Genomic DNA, 17,697 nt, shown 5'->3' with positions numbered 1-17,697 from the left:
GCATTATACAGACCTTTTTAATTCGGTCAAGCCAGTTTCGAAAATTTATTATTCATTAATCTTCACCACCAACTTCGCCACCCATCTCATCAGCGAGCCGCGCATTTTACAGTATCTTTCGACCCGGTCAAGCACTTTTCAAAAATTTAATCTTCGATTTATTGCTTAACTGCGCTTCGCTCTATTTCAAGCGAGCCGCGCATTTTACAGACCTTTCTTAGGAGGTCAAGAGAAATTTGCTTCTTGCTTTCCCTTGTTGCGACTCGCCGTCAAAGCGAGCTGCGCATTCTACGCACCCGGAAAATTTGGTCAAGCGTTTTTCCGGAAAATTACAATTTAATTACAACTAGGCACTAACAATCTATCCAAACATGCTTTCTTAATATATAGGTATGTTATTCACCGCTGATAACAATGCGCGCAAACTTGCGTTTGCCTACCTGAGCAACAACAATAGTACCAATGGTTAATTGCAAGTTACGGTCCGATACCTTTTCACTATCCAGCTTCACCCCGCCTTGCTCTATCATGCGAAAGGCTTCGGATGTGCTCGCAACCAATCCCGCCTGCTTGAGCAATGGCCCAATGGCAATCGCAACCTCTTGAATAGAGACTTTCACCTCCGGCACATCGTCAGGGATGCCGCCTTTCGCCCGTAATTCAAAGTCTGCCAGTGCATCAATAGCCGCCTGGTTGCTATGGAAGCGAGCCACAATTTCCTGCGCAAAGCGCACTTTGATGTTGCGGGGGTTCTCACCTGCAGTGACTGCGCTGCGCCATTGCTCGACGGTGGCAATGGATTCAAATGAGAGTAAATCGATATAGCGCCACATCAACTCATCGGATACGGACATGAGCTTACTGAATATAGTATTGGCTGGTTCGGCGATACCTATATAGTTGCCTAGGGACTTGGACATCTTGTTGACGCCATCCAGGCCTTCCAGTAGCGGCACCGTCAGCACTGCTTGCGGCACCTGGCCATAATGTTTCTGCAGCTCACGCCCCATGAGCAGGTTGAAGCGCTGGTCAGTGCCGCCCAGCTCAATGTCTGCTTTCAATGCAACCGAGTCATATCCTTGCAATAAAGGATAGAGGAATTCATGAATCGCGATTGGCTGGTTGCCCTTGTAGCGTTTCTCAAAGTCATCGCGCTCCAGCATACGCGCCACGGTATGCGTGGCCGCCAGCTTGAGCATGCCTGCCGCGCCCAGCTCATTGATCCAGCGCGAGTTGAAAACAACTTCGGTCTGCTCGGGCTTGAGTATCTTGAATACCTGCTCCTGATAGGTCTTTGCATTGATTTGCACCTGCTCCTCACTTAGGGGCGGTCGTGTGGCACTTTTGCCGGTCGGGTCGCCGATCATGCCGGTGAAGTCGCCGATCAGGAACAAAACTTGATGCCCAAGATCCTGGAATTGGCGTAATTTATTGATCAATACCGCATGGCCCAGGTGCAGGTCAGGAGCGGTAGGATCAAAACCCGCTTTCACCCTCAAGGGTTGTCCGGTTTTGAGTTTATCGATTAATTCCTGCTCGCCGATCAGGTCATCAATGCCCCGCCTGATCAACGCCAGGCTGTCGTTCAAATTCGCCATATCTGATAAATATCCGTATCTTAGGGTGTTTTTTTGCTTTCACCATCCAGCACTTTTCTGTTAGCATGCCTGTCTTTAGATTGTGACAGCGATGAGGTAACGACCAGTGCAGCAGACTGAGCAGAGCCGAAAAGAAGTTATTTTAACGCAAAACCCAGCATTAAAAGAACGCAAGCTACGTCTGCGATGGCTGCTTGTCATTTCCAGCCTGCCGCTCTTTGGTATCATCACCGCCTTCGGTATCGCACCTCAAACCTCTACACAGAATGTCACCATTTCCACCATCGTGGAGAATATCGAATTACCCATAGCCTCTGCACCACTCGTTTCAGAAAATCTCGAACACGAAAACTACTGGCAGGCCGATCAAGTCCGCCGGGATGACACATTAGCCAGCCTGATGTCTAGGCTGAATGTGCAAAACAGCGAAGCCTTGACATTCCTGCGCAATGATCCAGATGCCAAAGCATTGGCATCACAGCTACGCCCAGGCCGCTCAATTCAAGCCCAAATCAACGCCAACGGAGAACTTCTCAAGCTGCAATACCAGCTTAACCAGTCCTCCACCCTGACGGTGGAGCGCACCGACACAGGCTATCAGGCCAAGACTGGCGAGCCAGTTCTGGAAGTGCATAATGTATTGAAAACCGCCGAAATCAGGAGCTCGCTCTTTGCAGCTACCGATGCCGCTGATATTCCAGACTCCATCGCCATCCAGATGGCGGAGATTTTCTCTTCCGATATCGATTTTCATACTGACCTGCGCAAGGGTGACCGTTTCGTCGTAATCTACGAAGCCAAGTATGACAATGGCAACTTGGTCAGCACCGGCCAGGTACTAGCAGCCGAATTCACCAATCAGGGCAAAACTTATAAAGCCGTGATGTATCGCACCCCAGAAGGCAAAGTGGCTTATTACACGCCTGAAGGCAAAAGCCTGCATAAGTCCTTCCTGCGCTCCCCGCTGGAGTTCACTCGCATCAGCTCCGGCTTCACCATGGGCCGCTTTCATCCCGTATTACAGAAAATTCGCGCCCACAAGGGCGTGGATATGGCCGCGCCTATCGGCACCCGCATCAAAGCACCTGCTGACGGTATTGTGCAATTTGTGGGCGTCAAAAATGGTTACGGCAACGTGATCTACCTGCAACACGCCGGCGGCGTCACCACGGTGTATGGACACCTTTCCCGTTTCGCGCCCGGCTTGCGTGCTGGCATGAAGGTATCCCAGGGCGATATCATCGGCAATGTTGGTATGACTGGGATGGCGACAGGCCCGCACCTGCATTATGAATTCCTGCTCAATGGCGTACATAGAGACCCACTCAAGGTAGCATTACCTGCCGCGCAACCACTTGCACCACAATACCGAGCTGATTTCGCAGCACATAGTGCAAATCTGAGCGCCCAATTACAACTGCTGAGTGCAAGCACGCTAGCATCGCTTGACTAGTGCATTCCGGGTTTTACATTGGCTTGATGTCAGGCACCAGCTTGGACGGTGCCGACAGTGTGGTGGCCTTGCTGGGTCAGCAGCAATGCAAGATCATCCAGCAGCAGTTCACCCCTTATCCGGCAGTATTGAAACAACAACTGCTGGCGCTACACGATGCAGGCGTCAATGAACTTGAATCAACAGCCCTCATCGGCAATCAACTCTCTCATTTATACGCCCGGAATATTGAAGCCCTATTGCAATCTGCTTCAATAACTTCTGCTGAAATCCGCGCCATTGGCTGTCATGGGCAAACTATTCGCCATCGTCCCGAATTGGGTTTCACCTTGCAGATTGGCAATCCGGCGTTGCTGGCGGAACTGACCAGGATCAGTGTGGTAGCAGACTTCCGCAGCCGGGATATTGCCGCCGGTGGACAAGGCGCCCCTCTGGTCCCCGCTTTCCATGCTACCATGTTCGCCCATCCGCAAAAGCATAGGGCTATCTTGAATATTGGCGGGATTGCCAATATTACGCATCTGCCTGCCGCAGGCGGCCACGTAACCGGCTTTGATACCGGCCCAGGCAATATGCTAATGGACGCGTGGATCAGCAAGCACCAGGGTAAGGATTATGACGCCAATGGCAATTGGGCTGTTAACGGTAATATCATTCCCGAATTGCTCCATTGCATGCTGGCCGAACCATTTTTTACCATGCCACCTCCCAAAAGTACGGGCCGGGATACATTCAGTCTTGCCTGGCTTGAACAACTTTTGGAGCAAACAGGCAAGCAATATGCACCAATAGATGTGCAGCGCACCCTGTTGGAACTCACGGCTGTTTCCATCGCCATGGCAGTGTCACAGCATTGCTCTAATGTGGATGAGCTATATGTATGTGGCGGAGGCGCTTATAATAGCGCTCTGCTGAAACTCCTGCAGCAAGCACTGCCTTCAGTTTCCATTCAGTCCAGCAATGTTCTGGGACTGGCCGTCAATGCCGTTGAAGCCGCCGCATTTGCCTGGCTGGCAAGGCAAACATTGTGTGGATTGCCAGGCAATCTACCGGCGGTCACTGGTGCACGCGGCCCGAGAATACTTGGCGCAGTTTACGCTGCGTAATTTGCAAATTATCCATCTTTGAATCCAGAATTATGAATCCAAGCAAAGTCACTCTTACTTTCGATGATGGCTCCGCTCCCATCGAGCTGCCTATCCTACCCGGCAAACTGGGGCCCAGCGTTATAGATATCGGCGCCCTGGGCAAACATGGGTACTTCACCTACGATCCTGGTTTTCTCTCGACGGCGTCCTGCAATTCCAACATCACCTACATCGATGGGGAACAAGGCTTGCTGCTCTATCGCGGCTACCCTATTGAGCAACTGGCCGAACATTCAGATTTCATGGAAGTTTGTTATTTGTTGATGTATGGCGAACTGCCGAACCCCGAGCAGAAAACCAGTTTCACCGACATCATCACACACCACAGCATGGTGCCTGACCAACTCAACCACATTTTCCGCGGTTTCCGCCGCGATGCCCACCCGATGGCAGTCATGATGAGCGTAGTGGGTTCATTGGCTGCTTTCTACCAAGAATCAAGCGATGTCAGTGACCCGAAAAATCGTGAATTTGCCGCATACCGTCTGCTAGCCAAAGTACCAACCATCGCTGCTTGGAGTTACAAATACAATATCGGCGAACCATTCATGTATCCGAAGAACCGCTTTAATTATGCGGAAAACTTCATGCATATGATGTTTGCCACGCCTTGCGAGGAATACGAGCCCAATCCTATCCTGGCTAAAGCTTTTGAACGCATCCTGATTCTGCATGCAGACCATGAGCAAAATGCGTCCACTTCCACCGTGCGCCTGGCAGGCTCCAGCGGCGCCAACCCATTCGCCTGCATTGCCGCAGGAATCGCCTCATTGTGGGGTCCTGCACATGGTGGCGCCAACGAAGCCACTCTGAAAATGCTGGAAGAGATCGGTGATGTCAGCCGGATTGGCGAATACATCAACCGCGCCAAGGACAAGACCGACTCGTTCCGCCTCATGGGTTTCGGTCACCGCGTCTATCGCAACATGGATCCGCGCGCTGCCATCATGCGCCAGACCTGCCACCAGGTGCTGGATGAGTTGGGGCTCAATGACGATCCCATGTTCAAGCTGGCATTGCAATTGGAAAAAATTGCGCTGGAAGACGAATATTTCGTCAGCCGCCAGCTTTATCCGAATGTGGACTTCTACTCCGGTATCGTCATGCGGGCGATGGGTATCCCCAACTCCATGTTCACCGCCATTTTTGCCATGGCGCGAACAGTAGGCTGGGTTGCTCAATGGAACGAAATGATGTCTGACCCCGGCTCCAAAATTGGCCGCCCGCGTCAACTTTATACCGGTTCCGAACGCCGGGATTTTGTGCCCATGGGGAATCGCTGAATCAATCAATGCTAAAGAATTAAAGCACTCGCATCAAAATAAAAGGGGCCAATGGCCCCTTTATTGTTTCATGAGCAATCAAGTGCTTTCTACATAGAGAAAGACGAACCGCAGCCACAAGTGGTTGTAGCATTGGGATTGCGGATCACAAACTGCGAGCCCTGCAGGCTATCTTCATAATCAATCTCAGCGCCCACCAGGTATTGCAAGCTCATAGGATCAATCAGCAATAGCACGCCATCCTTGTCCACGGTAGTGTCATCGTCATTGATTTCCTCTTCGAAAGTAAATCCGTATTGGAAACCAGAGCAGCCGCCCCCACTAACGAATACGCGCAGCTTGAGATCAGGCGAACCTTCCTCTTCAATCAATTCCTTGACCTTACGCGCCGCATTATCGGTAAAAACCAATGGGCTTGGAATTTCTTCAATCACTGCATTCATGTTGGGCAACTCCTAAAAAATTAATGGGCTCATTATCCTGCTCACCCCTGCAATGGTCAATCTCATCAGGGCAACAAGGGCACAATATTCAGGCCAGTGCTTTCATCCAGTTCGAACATGATATTCATGTTCTGCACTGCTTGGCCCGCCGCACCCTTCACCAGGTTATCCTGCACCACGATAATGGTCAGGTAGCCGGTCTCCGCCTGGGGATACAATGCCAGACGCAACTGGTTCGCGCCACGCACAGTCCGGGTCTCAGGCAAGCTGCCCGGCGGCAGCACGTCCACAAACGGCTCACCTTGATAACGGGTTTCATATAACGCCTGAATATCCGCCTTCACCCCTTGCGGCGTCAATTTGACGTACAAGGTAGACAACATGCCGCGTATCATCGGGATCAGGTGCGGCACAAAAATGAACTGTGGCACCGCACCACCCAATTGCTGCAATTGCTCCTGGATTTCAGGATGATGCCTATGGCCGGCCACACCATAGGCTTTCATGTTATCGCTGGCCTCCGCAAACAAGGTCGCCACTTCGGCTTTTCTGCCTGCGCCGGAAACCCCTGATTTGGAGTCCGAAACAATGGGAACGGACAAATCAATCAGCCCTTGTTCCAGTAATGGCGCCAGACCCAGCAATACGGTGGTCGGATAACAGCCTGGGTTGCCAATGACCTGGGCAGAGCGCACTTTTTCACGATATAACTCGGGCAAGCCATACACAGCACCAGCAAGAATCTCTGGGCAACTGTGCGGCAGCTTGTACCATTTCTCAAACACTGCCGTATCCTGCAAGCGGAAATCTGCGGCAAGATCGATCACCTTCACACCAGCAGCCACCAGTTCCTGCGCCTGGCTCATGGCAACGCCGTGCGGCGTGGCGAAAAAGACCACATCGCACGAGGTCAGGTCCGCCTGTAACGGGTCTGTGAATACAAGATCCACGTGTCTACGCAGGCTGGGGAACATATCCGCGACCGGCAAACCAGCCTCGCCGCGCGAAGTAATGACACTAAGCTCCACGTCGGGGTGCTGCGCCAGTAAGCGCAACAACTCAACCCCGGTATATCCCGTACCACCAACTATACCAACCTTGATTTTCTTGCTCCGCATCACCTGGACTCACCTTCCGCATGCATCTATGACAGCTAAAGAAGTTAATAGTAACAAAACCATATGGCAATTTGAAAACGTCAAAAACAAAAAAGCCGCAACAAGTGCGGCTTTTTCTGAACAGCAACAGCGTAAAGCTTAGCGCTTGGAGAATTGCTTGCGGCGACGCGCCTTGCGGAGGCCGACCTTCTTACGCTCAACTTCGCGTGCATCACGAGTCACGAAACCTGCCTTGGACAGGGCGCTCTTCAGAGCTGCATCGTAGTCGATCAGCGCACGGGTAATACCATGACGTACTGCACCAGCCTGGCCGGATTCGCCACCGCCAGTCACGTTCACGAGAATGTCGAAGCTGCCTTCGTTCTCGGTCAGTGCCAGTGGCTGACGCAATACCATGCGGGAAGTCTCACGGGAGAAATATTCGTCAGCAGGTTTGTCGTTTACAACGATGTTACCGCTACCGGACTTCAAAAAGACACGGGCTACCGAACTCTTGCGGCGACCTGTACCGTAGTTATATTTACCAATCATCGCTGCTTATCCTTACGCTTGACTTTGGATTACCAATGGTTGCGGCTGTTGTGCAACATGGTCGTGCTTGTCACCAGCGTAGACCTTGAGCTTGCGGAACATCGCATAACCCAATGGACCCTTTGGCAGCATACCCTTGACAGCTTTTTCCAGGGCGCGGCCCGGGAAACGCTCTTGCATCTTGCCGAAAGTTGTTGTGGAGATGCCGCCTGGGTAACCACTGTGGCGGTGATACTTCTTGTCCAGCGCCTTGTTGCCGGTTACCTTGATCTTGTCGGCATTGATCACAACAATATAATCGCCCGTATCCACGTGCGGTGTGTAAATAGTCTTATGCTTGCCACGCAGGCGGTGCGCAATTTCGCTCGCCAAACGGCCCAGCACCAAATCCGTAGCATCAACTACGAACCAGTCGCGCTTCACTTCATGCGCTTTTGCAGAAAATGTCTTCATCGGACAAACCAATATTCGGTGAAAAATTAAGAGGCGGATTGTATGCCATACAGGAAAGCTTTGTCAAACATTTATCTGCCGGATTTTTCAATCCGCATAGATACTTAAATGTTGACTTAAAGGTAATCGCTGAGAAACACGCCCGCGAACACTACACCGCCAAGCCAGTTGTTATGCAGAAATGCCTTGAAACAAGGCTGCCGCTCACGAGTGCGAATCAGCGTGTAATGATACAGGGCAATGCCTGCCGCAGCCACCAATCCCATGAAATAGGGCCAGCTCAATTGCAGACGCATGCCGACCCAGCCCATCAATGTCAGGAAAATCACATAACAAGCCATCACCGCCATCACATCCAGCTTGCCGAAAAAAATCGCCGAGGAGCAAATACCGATCTTGAGATCATCATTGCGATCCACCATGGCGTATTCCGTATCGTAGGCAACTGCCCAGAACAGATTGGCAAGCAGCAATATCCAGACTTCCAGCGGCAGCTGTCCGGTAATGGCGGCAAATGCCATCGGGATGCCAAAACCGAAGGCGATACCAAGATAGGCTTGTGGTATCGCCAGGAAGCGCTTGGTCAACGGATAGCTGGCTGCCAGGAACAAGGCCGGCAAGGACAAGGCGATTGTCAACATGTTCAATTGCAACACCAGCCCGAACGCCACCAGACTTAACACTGCCGCCAGCAGCAAGGCTTCGCATACGCTGACCTCACCTGTGACCAACGGCCGTTGTTTTGTCCGCTCCACATGTCCGTCGAAATTCCTGTCCGCAAGGTCATTCATGACACAGCCAGCTGAACGCATCAACACCGTGCCTGCGATAAAGACGAATAACACCACGCCATCCGGCCAACCCGGGCTGGCCAGCCATATGCCCCATAACGTAGGCCAGAGCAGCAACAGGATGCCAACAGGCTTGTCCAGCCGCGTCAGTCGATAATAGGCTTTGAGTTTTTGCAGGATTGTCATGGCTTTATTTTTTGGTTGAGTGGCTGTTGAGCGCCAACACGGCAGGCAGGAACAATTCTGTCACCAGCACCGCATTCCGTCCCAGCCTGAGCACCGAGCGCCTTGCCCAAATGGATTTGCCGGGCATGGTCAAATGTTCCGCTGCGCGTTTATACAGGAAATGCTGCGCGGATATTTTCTTGTATTGCAACGCGCACCGGCACATACGCGGATCAGCAAACAAAGTCCCTCCCAGGGAATGTGACCCAAGACGCCCCAGCCCACGCCATGCGCCGCGCATTGCGCCTTGCGGCAGCACGCTGTGGGCGAACACCACCGCCTCACCGTCGCAGCGCAGCAGCACATCGCGCAGCAAGGCACGCTGGCGCGGCAATGCCTGCAATAAGCCAATCTCAGCAAATGGCGGCTTTTGCCTTACCAAGCGCAAAGGCCGCACGGCAAACTCGACGCTGTGTTGTTGCAAGCGTTTGGTGAGCGATCCACGTTCACTGAGCCAGGGACGATAACGTCGCGCTCCTATCGGCTGACGGAGCCAGCAATCCCGCATTCGGGGAAAATGGGCAAAAACTTTCACCGGGCGATTATCTCAGACTTTGACCAATTCTTCCGCATGGCCAAGCCAGCGTGCGAGATGTGCCTCCGCCATTTGTGGTTCACGCAGTAGCAAATCGGTGGCGATATCGCGTGCCGTCGCGAGCAAATCCTGGTCCCGCTCCAGGTCGGCAATCTTGAGCATGGGCACACCGCTCTGCCGTATGCCCATGAACTCTCCCGGCCCGCGCAATGCCAGGTCTGCCTGCGCAATGGCGAAACCATCGCGGGATTCGTAAATGATCTTGAGGCGCGCGCGCGCCGTTTCTGAAAGCTTGCCGTCCTGGTAGAGCAGGATGCAACTGCTTTTCTCCGCGCCGCGCCCGACACGGCCGCGCAGTTGGTGCAATTGGGCCAGCCCCATGCGCTCAGCATGCTCGATCACCATCAGGCTGGCATTCGGCACATCGACGCCGACCTCGATCACGGTTGTGGCTACTAACAACTGGGTTTCTCCAGCGCTGAACGCAGCCATCACCTGCTGCTTCTCTGCGGGCTTCATGCGGCCATGCACCAGCCCGACCCGCAATTGCGGAAAAGTCTCGCGCAGGCCCTCATAGGTTTCCATGACGGTTTGCAGTTGTAACGCCTCGGATTCCTCAATCAAGGGGCATACCCAATAGGCCTGCCTGCCTGCCATGCAGGCCTGCTGCACGCGCTCAAGCACTTCGCCTCGTCGCGCATCGCTTACCATCCGGGTCGTAATCGGAGTACGTCCGGGTGGCAGCTCGTCGATCACCGACACATCCAGATCGGCAAAATAACTCATGGATAAAGTGCGCGGAATCGGCGTAGCGCTCATCATCAACTGGTGCGGCTGACCGCCCTTCTGCCGCAGTGAGAGCCTCTGCTGCACGCCAAAGCGGTGCTGTTCGTCAATAATAGCCAGCGCCAGCCGCTGAAATACCACCTGGTCTTGGAACAAGGCGTGCGTGCCGATCACCAGTTGCGCCTCACCATTCTCCACGACATGCAGCATTTCCCGCCGCTCCTTCTTGCCCTGGCTGCCGGATAACCAGGCCACCCGTATGCCCAACGGGGCCAGCCAGCCTTGCATTTTCCAGTAATGCTGTTCGGCGAGGATTTCAGTCGGTGCCATGATCGCCGCCTGCCAGCCATTCTCAATGGCCTGTAAAGCAGCCATGGCCGCAACAATTGTCTTGCCACTGCCGACATCACCCTGCAACAGGCGCTGCATGGGATGGGATTGTTGCAGGTCCTGGCCGATTTCCAGCGCGACCCGCTGCTGCGCCTGGGTCAGGGCAAATGGCAGGCTGCGCAACAAAGCCGTGACCAGCTTGCGTGACGGCGCCAACGCTGGCGCTCCCTGATGCCGCCGCCGTTCATGATGCTTGCGCATGGACAGCTGTTGGGCCAGTAGTTCATCGAAGGCCAGCCGCCGCCAAGCGGGGTGATCGTGTGCCTCTATGCTGGCAAGGTCAATGCCTGGCGCAGGGTGGTGCAATTGTTGCAAACTATCGGCAAAAGATGGCAGAGACAATGTCTGGTAGATACCCTGTGGCAGGATTTCTGCCATATCGGCATGCTGCAATGCCCAGGCAATCCATTTGCGCAATGTCGTCTGACTTAATCCAGCGGTAGTCGAATACAAGGGAGTCAGGGTATCGGCTACCGGCGTATCTTCCTCGGCCTGCCTGCATTGTGGATGCACCATTTCCCAGCCGAAAAATCCGCCGCGCACCTCGCCAAAAGCGCGAATATGGCGACCCTCCTTCAAACTCGCAACCTGGCTGGGATAAAAATGCAGGAAGCGCAGCACCAGTTGCCCGGTGTCGTCCTTCAAGCGACAGACTAATGCTTTGCGAGGGCGATATTGCACCTCGGCATGCACGATCTCGCCCTGCACCTGGGCCTGCTCTCCCGTGCGCAGTTCACGGATGGGGGTAATGCGGGTTTCGTCGAGATAACGCAGGGGCAAATGCAACAGCAAACCCTGCAAATTGAAGATGCCCAGCTTGGACAAACGCCCCTGCAACGCAGGGGTGATGCCCTTGATTTCACTCAGCTGGGTATTGGCTGGCAGTCTGGACGCCATGACCTGATGGCAAATACTGACCCTGGCGCAGAGTTGCTATGATCAAGCGCCGATTTCCAGCACTCCGTCCGCTTCCACCAGCGCATTGCGCGGCAATTGCGCCACGCCAACGGCTGCGCGGGCAGGGTAAGGCTGGGTGAAATATTCTGCCATCACGGTATTCACCAGCGCAAAATGCGCCAGGTCCGTCAGGTAGATATTAAGCTTGACGACATCCGCGAGCGAACCGCCAGCCGCCTCAGACACCGCCTTGAGATTCTTGAACACGCGATGCACCTGCGCCTCGATACCGTCCACCATTTCCATGGTGGCAGGATCCAGGCCGATCTGGCCCGAGAGATACACCGTGCTGCCCCTGACCTTGACCGCCTGGGAATAAGTGCCGATTGCCTGAGGAGCACCGTCGGTATGAATGATTTGCTTTGCCATGATTTTCTCCTGAAAACTTGTTATTGCATTATTTCGACTACGCGTGGGAATAAGCGAAAGTGAGCAAACACTACTGCATTCTTTGTTCTGCGCCTGCGCCCTTGACCCGGTTGATTCTCACCACATCCGGAATCTTGCGCAAGCGCCGCATCAACTCCGCCAGATGCACGCGATTTTCCACCTGTACTGTGAAATTCATGGTGGTATAGGTACTGTTGTCCGCTTCTTCCATGCTGACATTGTCGATATTCGAACCCGCCTCTGCAATCCCCGAGGCGATCTTCGCCAGCATGCCGCGACGATTGGCCACCACCAGCCGCAAGCTGACCTTGTACAGGCGGCTGCCTTGTGGGTCCCATTCCACGTCCAGCCATTTGTCCGGATCGAGGCGGAATTTACGGATGGTGGGGCAATCGTGCGTATGAATCACCAGGCCCTTGTCCTTGTTGATGAAGCCCAGGATAGGATCGCCTGGGATAGGTCGGCAACATTGCGCGAATTGCACCGCCATGCCCTCGGAGCCACGGATGGTAATCGTATCCAGCATCTTGGGGTGCGGCTTAACGCTTTCCGCGGTCTCCGGCTGCGCGCCATTGACCGGCACCATGAGCTGGTGCGCCACCATGACGTTGAGTCGCTTGCCCAGGCCGATATCCGAAAGGATTTCATCCCTGCCCTTCGCGCCATAATCACGCACCAGACGCTGCCAGGCCGTATCATCAATGGCGGTCGGATTGGCATGCAAGGCCCGCAACGCTTGATTGAGCATGCGCTCGCCCAACAAGGCGGATTCGGTGGACTGCATGGACTTGAGGTAATGCCGGATATGCGCGCGCGCCTTGCCGGTCAGCACATAATTGAGCCAAGCCGGGTTCGGGTGGGCATGAGCTGCCGTGATGATTTCCACATGATCACCGTTGCGCAGTTCTGTGCGCAACGGAGCCAGTTCCTGGTTGATCTTCACCGCCACGCAGCGGTTGCCGATATCGGTATGCACCGCATAGGCAAAGTCGACCGCAGTCGCCCCCTTCGGTAGGGCCATGATATTGCCCTTGGGCGTGAAGACATAAACCTCGTCCGGGAACAGATCCACCTTGAAATGCTCAAGGAATTCCAGCGAGTCCGTGCTCTCGCTCTGGATGTCCAGCAGGCGCTGCAACCATTGGTGCGTCTGGTGCTGCAGCGCAGTTAAATGGGCATCGGTGGATTTATAGAGCCAATGCGCGGCCACACCCGCATCTGCCACGTTGTGCATTTCACGGCTGCGGATCTGGATTTCTATTGGCGTCCCGAACGGGCCGAACAATGTGGTATGCAACGACTGGTAGCCATTGGCTTTGGGGATGGCAATATAGTCCTTGAACTTGCCGGGAATGGGCTTGTACAGACCGTGCAACACGCCCAGTGCGGCATAACAGGTAGGCAGGTCGCGCACAACGACGCGGAAGCCATAGATATCGTATATCTGCGAGAAGGTGATGGTCTTGCCTGTCATCTTCCGGTAGATGCTATACAAATGCTTTTCGCGGCCCGTGACTTCAGCATCAATATGCTGGTCTTTCAGGCGCTGGTTAATGGCGTCGAGAATCTTGCCAACCACTTCCTTGCGGTTGCCCCGCGCCGCCATCACCGCCTTGGAAATCACGCGGTGGCGCATGGGATAGAGATACTTGAAGCTCAGGTCTTCCAGCGTCTGGTAAATCTCATTCAGGCCCAGCCGGTTGGCAATCGGTGCGTAGATGTCCAGCGTTTCACGCGCGATGCGGCGCTGCTTCTCCGGCTTCATCACCTCCAGCGTGCTCATGTTGTGCAAGCGGTCGGCGAGCTTGATCAGGATCACCCGCACATCCTGCGACATCGCCAGCAGCATCTTGCGGAAATTCTCGGCCTGCGCCTGGGTCGCGCTCTGGAACTCGATCTTGTCGAGCTTGGACAGGCCATCCACCAGCTCGGCCACCTGCTTGCCGAATTTCTCGCTGATTTCCTGCTTGGTGACGCCGGTATCTTCCACCACATCATGCAGCAAGGCCGCAATCAGGGTAGGTGGGTCGAGGTGCAGATTGGCGAGGATGCCAGCCACGCTGACCGGATGGATCACATAAGGCTCGCCGCTGCGGCGCACCTGGCCTTCATGCGCGGCAGCGCTGAAGCGGTAGGCTTCCCAGACCTGGTTGATGTCGTCTTGCTTGAGATATTCCCGCAGGCGCAGGGTGAGTTGGGAGTCTTCGCTGTCGGCTGGCAGCAAAGGCGGGGGTGGAGCGGGTTCAGCTGGTCGTTTGGCAGATGTGGGAGACATAGCTCGATTATTCAACTCAATTATTTGCCATCATATTCACCATCCCGTGACTCGCAATCCTGCTTGCCCCGGGAAGTTGCCAGCTAATGGTTGTCACATAGCAGACAATCAGGCATGTCCGCGGTTAAGTACTTCCAGACCAACCTTGGATGCCGCAATCTCGCGCAGCGCCAGCACGGTAGGTTTGTCCTTGCTGCCATGCGCATTAACCAGCGGCTCGGAGCCATTGGCCAGCTGGCGGGCGCGATAGGCGGCTACCAGGGTCAACTGGAAACGGTTGGGAATTTTTTCCAGACAGTCATCAACGGTAATACGTGCCATGTTATGAAAATCTCCTGAATATTGTCATCGTTACTCATGCATCGCGCCATCACAGCAGCTTTTGCACCACTTCCTGGTGCCGCACCATCTGCTTTTCACGCCTCAGTCTCTGGCTGCGCACGATTGCGCGCAGGTCTTCCAGCGCATGTTCAAATCTGTCGTTAATTGTAACATAGTCAAATTCCGCCACGTGGCGCATCTCGTCGCGCGCGGCCGCCAGCCTGCGGGCGATTACCTCGGCGCTGTCCTGCGCGCGGTTTTTCAGGCGTTGCTCCAGCGTCTCCATGGAAGGCGGCAGAATGAAAATGCTGATCGCCTCAGGATATTGTTTGCGTACCTGCTGCGCGCCCTGCCAGTCGATTTCCAAGATCAGGTCCAGCCCACGCGCCAGCACCGCATTCACCGTAGATTGCGATGTACCGTAATAAGCGCCATGCACCTGGGCGCTTTCGAGGAAATCCCCGTGTCCAAGCAGCTCGACGAACTTCGGTTCTGCGACAAAGTGGTAATGCACCCCATCTTCCTCGCCGGGCCGCGGCTGGCGCGTGGTATGGGATACCGAGAGCTTGATCTGGTCATCCCCGTCCAGCAATGCCCGTACCAACGAGGTTTTCCCAGCGCCGGAAGGGGCTGTAATGATGAAGAGGTTACCTTTCATGATAGTGAATTCCGTCATACATGCTTAAAAATCGGGTTCAGGAGGACAATTTGCGCTTATGAAGAATCGATGACGCCAGGGATGCCATGATGAACACCACGCCAATCAACCCTGTAATCACTTCCGGCACCGGTTGGTAGATGGTGTAGAACATGACCAGTCCCAACACCCCGATCGCATAATGAGCGCCGTGCTCCAGATAAATATAGTTATCCAGCGTGCCTTTGTAGACCAGCCGCACCGTCATGGAGCGCACGAACATGGCGCCTATGGTCAGGCCCAGCATAATGATGACGACGTCACGAGTGATCGCGAACGCCCCGATCACGCCGTCGAACGAGAAGGAAGCATCCAGGATTTCGAGATAGAGAAATCCCATGACCCCATTGCGCTTGGCCGTGTTGGCAAAGGCATCGGCCTCCGCCTGCGAGGAAAAGAAGTTGCTCAGGCTGTCGATCAATACATACAGCACCACCCCAGCCAGCCCAGATAACAGAATGGTCAGGCGCTTCTCCTGTGAAATGGGCAGGAAATGCTGCAAGCCTAGCAGGATCAGGAGAATGACAATAATCTTGATTGATTCCAGGTTGCCCAGTTTGCCAAATGCGGCTTCAAGGCGCCCCAGCCAATGCAGTTCCTTTTCAGGGTCCAGCAGAAAGCTCAGGAACACAAGGAACAGGAAGGAGCCACCAAATGCGGCAATCGCCGTATGCCCGTCATCCAGATAATCCGCATACAACACCGGATTATTGATGGCCATATCCGCCACCGCCACCAATCCCTGATCGGTCGCTACCGCCACAAGCAATAATGGGAACAGCAAACGCACACCAAACACTGCGATCAGGATACCGACCGTCAGAAATATCTGCCGCCATCTTTCATCCATCTCCTTGAGGATGGCAGCATTCACCACGGCATTATCGAAAGAAAGGCTGACTTCCATGACGCCCAGAATCAGCGCCACGCTCAGCGCAGGCCAGATGCCGGAAATATCGCCCTTGAGCTGGTAACCCCAGAGCGCTGCCAGCCCCAGGCAAAGAAACGTCACAAAAAAAGAATATCTGAAATCGCGCATGATCATTCCGCGTATTGAACAGGTCCGCCGGACTCCGCCAGTCTGCTTCACTCCTCTCAGCAAAATCCAAAAGCCGGAACCGACTAGCTTACCATATCCGCATCAGCGAACCCGACCTTGCTTCACTGAAGTATCTAACTGGCCAGGTAAAACAAGCCAATCAACCGGGACTTGCTGGATATTATTTTGCAATCCGCTGTAACGAATAGCGGCTAACTGACGACTTATGTTTGTCACTACTCCGAAAAAGGATACAGGCCATGAAATCCCCACACTTCATCCAATCCGCCGCCATCGCGCTTGCCAGCGGCATTGCTCTGGCAGGTATGGCACTCCCCGTCCAGGCTGAACCTGGTCCCGTAGAATTGATTGATGCCTTGAATGGCGTTTTCGGCCAGCACAAAGGATTGCGCAGTTCACATGCCAAAGGCTTTTGCGCAACCGGGAAATTCATCCCGGATAGTGCAGCAGGCACATTGATTGCCTCACCAATGTTCGCGCAGCCTGAAGTCCCCGCCATCTTCCGTTTCTCCATCGGCGGCGGCAACCCGGCGGTTTCCGACAAATCCCGCAGCGTGCGCGGCCTGGCCGTCAAGCTGGAATCAGGTGATGAAACCTATGATTTGGCCCTAGTTTCAGAACCTGTGTTTTTTGCTGCCACGCCCGCTTCCTTTGTCAGCTTTCTGCAGGCCAGAGTCGCTGACCCTGCCACCAAGAAGCCCAACCCCGAGAAAATCAAGCAGCATAGCGAGCAATATCCGGAAAGTAACCTGCTGGGCAAACTCCTGGCTGCACATGCCGCACCGGCCTCTTATGCCACCACGCCTTATTTTTCCAATCACGCTTTTCATTTCGAGAATGGCAAAGGCAGCAGTAAATGGGCCAGAATCATTGTGGAACCAGATGCAGGCACCCGCTACCTCACAGAAGGTGATGAGCAGACATTGCCTGATAACTTCCTGAAAGAGGAGCTACAAGCCAAGCTGAAAAATGGTGCAATTTCCTATACTTTTTACCTGCAGGAAGCTACCGTCGGAGACTCGCTGACCGACCCCACGCAGCCGTGGAGCCAGTCCGGCGCCAAACAGCCGATCGGCAAGCTTGAAGTCAGCAGCCTGGTAGCGGATCATACATGCGATACGGCTATTTTCTCGCCGACTCAACTACCGGATGGTATCAGCCCCGCAAACGATCCTATCTTGCAAGCGCGCGGCGCGGCTTATGTAGAATCCCTCAGGAGAAGATCAGCGCAATAAAGGAAGCA

The 17,697-nt window shown here is 54.2% G+C and carries 17 protein-coding genes; 4 read left to right on the top strand and 13 right to left on the bottom strand.

Annotated features, from left to right (window positions below; all coding sequences use genetic code 11):
- Window positions 1-395: 395 nt before the first annotated feature.
- Window positions 396-1,598 (bottom strand): tyrosine--tRNA ligase, encoded by a 1,203-nt coding sequence (gene tyrS, locus V7Z75_RS07960; protein ID WP_334108071.1) that lies wholly within the window; start codon window positions 1,596-1,598, stop codon window positions 396-398.
- Window positions 1,599-1,704: 106 nt separating this feature from the next.
- On the opposite strand from tyrS, the gene V7Z75_RS07955 reads away from it, so the two are divergent.
- The 3 genes from V7Z75_RS07955 to gltA are packed head-to-tail and all read left to right on the top strand — an operon-like array spanning window position 1,705 to window position 5,482.
- Entirely contained in the window at window positions 1,705-3,051 is a 1,347-nt protein-coding gene (locus V7Z75_RS07955; protein ID WP_334108070.1) for a peptidoglycan DD-metalloendopeptidase family protein, read from the top strand.
- Entirely contained in the window at window positions 3,051-4,157 is a 1,107-nt protein-coding gene (locus tag V7Z75_RS07950; protein WP_334108069.1) for an anhydro-N-acetylmuramic acid kinase, read from the top strand. Before V7Z75_RS07955 ends, V7Z75_RS07950 begins: the two co-directional genes overlap by 1 nt.
- A 32-nt stretch (window positions 4,158-4,189) precedes the next feature.
- Window positions 4,190-5,482 carry a citrate synthase gene (gene gltA, locus V7Z75_RS07945; RefSeq protein WP_334108068.1) on the top strand — a complete coding sequence of 431 codons (1,293 nt, stop codon included), beginning with the start codon at window positions 4,190-4,192 and terminating at the stop codon, window positions 5,480-5,482.
- Window positions 5,483-5,571: 89 nt separating this feature from the next.
- On the opposite strand, the gene erpA is transcribed toward gltA, so the two are convergent.
- The 12 genes from erpA to V7Z75_RS07885 form a co-directional block, all read right to left on the bottom strand.
- A complete protein-coding gene (erpA, locus tag V7Z75_RS07940) occupies window positions 5,572-5,925 on the bottom strand; it encodes an iron-sulfur cluster insertion protein ErpA (protein ID WP_334108067.1) in 354 nt (117 codons plus the stop codon).
- A gap of 65 nt (window positions 5,926-5,990) precedes the next feature.
- Window positions 5,991-7,043, bottom strand: coding sequence for an N-acetyl-gamma-glutamyl-phosphate reductase (argC, locus tag V7Z75_RS07935; RefSeq protein ID WP_334108066.1), 1,053 nt, complete (start codon window positions 7,041-7,043; stop codon window positions 5,991-5,993).
- A 138-nt stretch (window positions 7,044-7,181) separates the two neighbouring features.
- Window positions 7,182-7,574: a 30S ribosomal protein S9 gene (gene rpsI, locus V7Z75_RS07930; RefSeq protein WP_334108065.1), complete on the bottom strand. Its 393-nt coding sequence runs from the start codon at window positions 7,572-7,574 to the stop codon at window positions 7,182-7,184.
- Window positions 7,575-7,586: 12 nt separating this feature from the next.
- Window positions 7,587-8,027: a 50S ribosomal protein L13 gene (gene rplM, locus V7Z75_RS07925; RefSeq protein WP_011478423.1), complete on the bottom strand. Its 441-nt coding sequence runs from the start codon at window positions 8,025-8,027 to the stop codon at window positions 7,587-7,589.
- Between the two features lie 116 nt (window positions 8,028-8,143).
- The gene (ubiA, locus tag V7Z75_RS07920; protein ID WP_334108064.1) at window positions 8,144-9,004 is read right to left on the bottom strand and encodes a 4-hydroxybenzoate octaprenyltransferase; all 861 of its coding nucleotides are present in this window, start codon (window positions 9,002-9,004) and stop codon (window positions 8,144-8,146) included.
- A 4-nt stretch (window positions 9,005-9,008) separates the two neighbouring features.
- Window positions 9,009-9,551 carry a chorismate--pyruvate lyase family protein gene (locus V7Z75_RS07915; protein WP_334108086.1) on the bottom strand — a complete coding sequence of 181 codons (543 nt, stop codon included), beginning with the start codon at window positions 9,549-9,551 and terminating at the stop codon, window positions 9,009-9,011.
- Between the two features lie 39 nt (window positions 9,552-9,590).
- On the bottom strand, window positions 9,591-11,651 hold the full coding sequence (gene recG, locus V7Z75_RS07910) for an ATP-dependent DNA helicase RecG (protein ID WP_334108063.1): 2,061 nt from the start codon (window positions 11,649-11,651) through the stop codon (window positions 9,591-9,593).
- 42 nt (window positions 11,652-11,693) lie between these two features.
- Window positions 11,694-12,080 (bottom strand): RidA family protein, encoded by a 387-nt coding sequence (locus V7Z75_RS07905; protein ID WP_334108062.1) that lies wholly within the window; start codon window positions 12,078-12,080, stop codon window positions 11,694-11,696.
- Between the two features lie 70 nt (window positions 12,081-12,150).
- Window positions 12,151-14,376 (bottom strand): RelA/SpoT family protein, encoded by a 2,226-nt coding sequence (locus V7Z75_RS07900; RefSeq protein WP_334108061.1) that lies wholly within the window; start codon window positions 14,374-14,376, stop codon window positions 12,151-12,153.
- A gap of 108 nt (window positions 14,377-14,484) precedes the next feature.
- Window positions 14,485-14,697 (bottom strand): DNA-directed RNA polymerase subunit omega, encoded by a 213-nt coding sequence (rpoZ, locus tag V7Z75_RS07895; RefSeq protein WP_089375371.1) that lies wholly within the window; start codon window positions 14,695-14,697, stop codon window positions 14,485-14,487.
- 49 nt (window positions 14,698-14,746) lie between these two features.
- Window positions 14,747-15,355: a guanylate kinase gene (gene gmk / locus V7Z75_RS07890; protein WP_334108060.1), complete on the bottom strand. Its 609-nt coding sequence runs from the start codon at window positions 15,353-15,355 to the stop codon at window positions 14,747-14,749.
- A gap of 37 nt (window positions 15,356-15,392) precedes the next feature.
- The gene (locus V7Z75_RS07885; protein ID WP_334108059.1) at window positions 15,393-16,433 is read right to left on the bottom strand and encodes a DUF475 domain-containing protein; all 1,041 of its coding nucleotides are present in this window, start codon (window positions 16,431-16,433) and stop codon (window positions 15,393-15,395) included.
- 260 nt (window positions 16,434-16,693) lie between these two features.
- Between V7Z75_RS07885 and V7Z75_RS07880 the strand changes: the two genes are divergently transcribed.
- Window positions 16,694-17,689, top strand: coding sequence for a catalase (locus V7Z75_RS07880; protein ID WP_334108058.1), 996 nt, complete (start codon window positions 16,694-16,696; stop codon window positions 17,687-17,689).
- Window positions 17,690-17,697: the final 8 nt, after the last annotated feature.

Origin of the sequence: Methylobacillus sp. (assembly GCF_036844465.1) — a bacterium.
Taxonomy (GTDB): Bacteria; Pseudomonadota; Gammaproteobacteria; order Burkholderiales; family Methylophilaceae; genus Methylobacillus.
Note: the sequence above shows the minus strand (reverse complement) of the source record. Positions and strands in the feature narration are given on the sequence as shown.

Bases quoted from the DNA above. Each gene is read 5' to 3' on its own strand.
- tyrS (WP_334108071.1), bottom strand. From the start codon at position 1,598: ATGGCGAATTTGAACGACAGCCTGGCGTTGATCAGGCGGGGCATTGAT.
- gltA (WP_334108068.1), top strand. From the start codon at position 4,190: ATGAATCCAAGCAAAGTCACTCTTACTTTCGATGATGGCTCCGCTCCC.
- erpA (WP_334108067.1), bottom strand. From the start codon at position 5,925: ATGAATGCAGTGATTGAAGAAATTCCAAGCCCATTGGTTTTTACCGAT.
- argC (WP_334108066.1), bottom strand. From the start codon at position 7,043: ATGCGGAGCAAGAAAATCAAGGTTGGTATAGTTGGTGGTACGGGATAT.
- rpsI (WP_334108065.1), bottom strand. From the start codon at position 7,574: ATGATTGGTAAATATAACTACGGTACAGGTCGCCGCAAGAGTTCGGTA.
- rplM (WP_011478423.1), bottom strand. From the start codon at position 8,027: ATGAAGACATTTTCTGCAAAAGCGCATGAAGTGAAGCGCGACTGGTTC.
- ubiA (WP_334108064.1), bottom strand. From the start codon at position 9,004: ATGACAATCCTGCAAAAACTCAAAGCCTATTATCGACTGACGCGGCTG.
- V7Z75_RS07915 (WP_334108086.1), bottom strand. From the start codon at position 9,551: ATGCGGGATTGCTGGCTCCGTCAGCCGATAGGAGCGCGACGTTATCGT.
- recG (WP_334108063.1), bottom strand. From the start codon at position 11,651: ATGGCGTCCAGACTGCCAGCCAATACCCAGCTGAGTGAAATCAAGGGC.
- V7Z75_RS07905 (WP_334108062.1), bottom strand. From the start codon at position 12,080: ATGGCAAAGCAAATCATTCATACCGACGGTGCTCCTCAGGCAATCGGC.
- V7Z75_RS07900 (WP_334108061.1), bottom strand. From the start codon at position 14,376: ATGTCTCCCACATCTGCCAAACGACCAGCTGAACCCGCTCCACCCCCG.
- rpoZ (WP_089375371.1), bottom strand. From the start codon at position 14,697: ATGGCACGTATTACCGTTGATGACTGTCTGGAAAAAATTCCCAACCGT.
- gmk (WP_334108060.1), bottom strand. From the start codon at position 15,355: ATGAAAGGTAACCTCTTCATCATTACAGCCCCTTCCGGCGCTGGGAAA.
- V7Z75_RS07885 (WP_334108059.1), bottom strand. From the start codon at position 16,433: ATGCGCGATTTCAGATATTCTTTTTTTGTGACGTTTCTTTGCCTGGGG.
- V7Z75_RS07880 (WP_334108058.1), top strand. From the start codon at position 16,694: ATGAAATCCCCACACTTCATCCAATCCGCCGCCATCGCGCTTGCCAGC.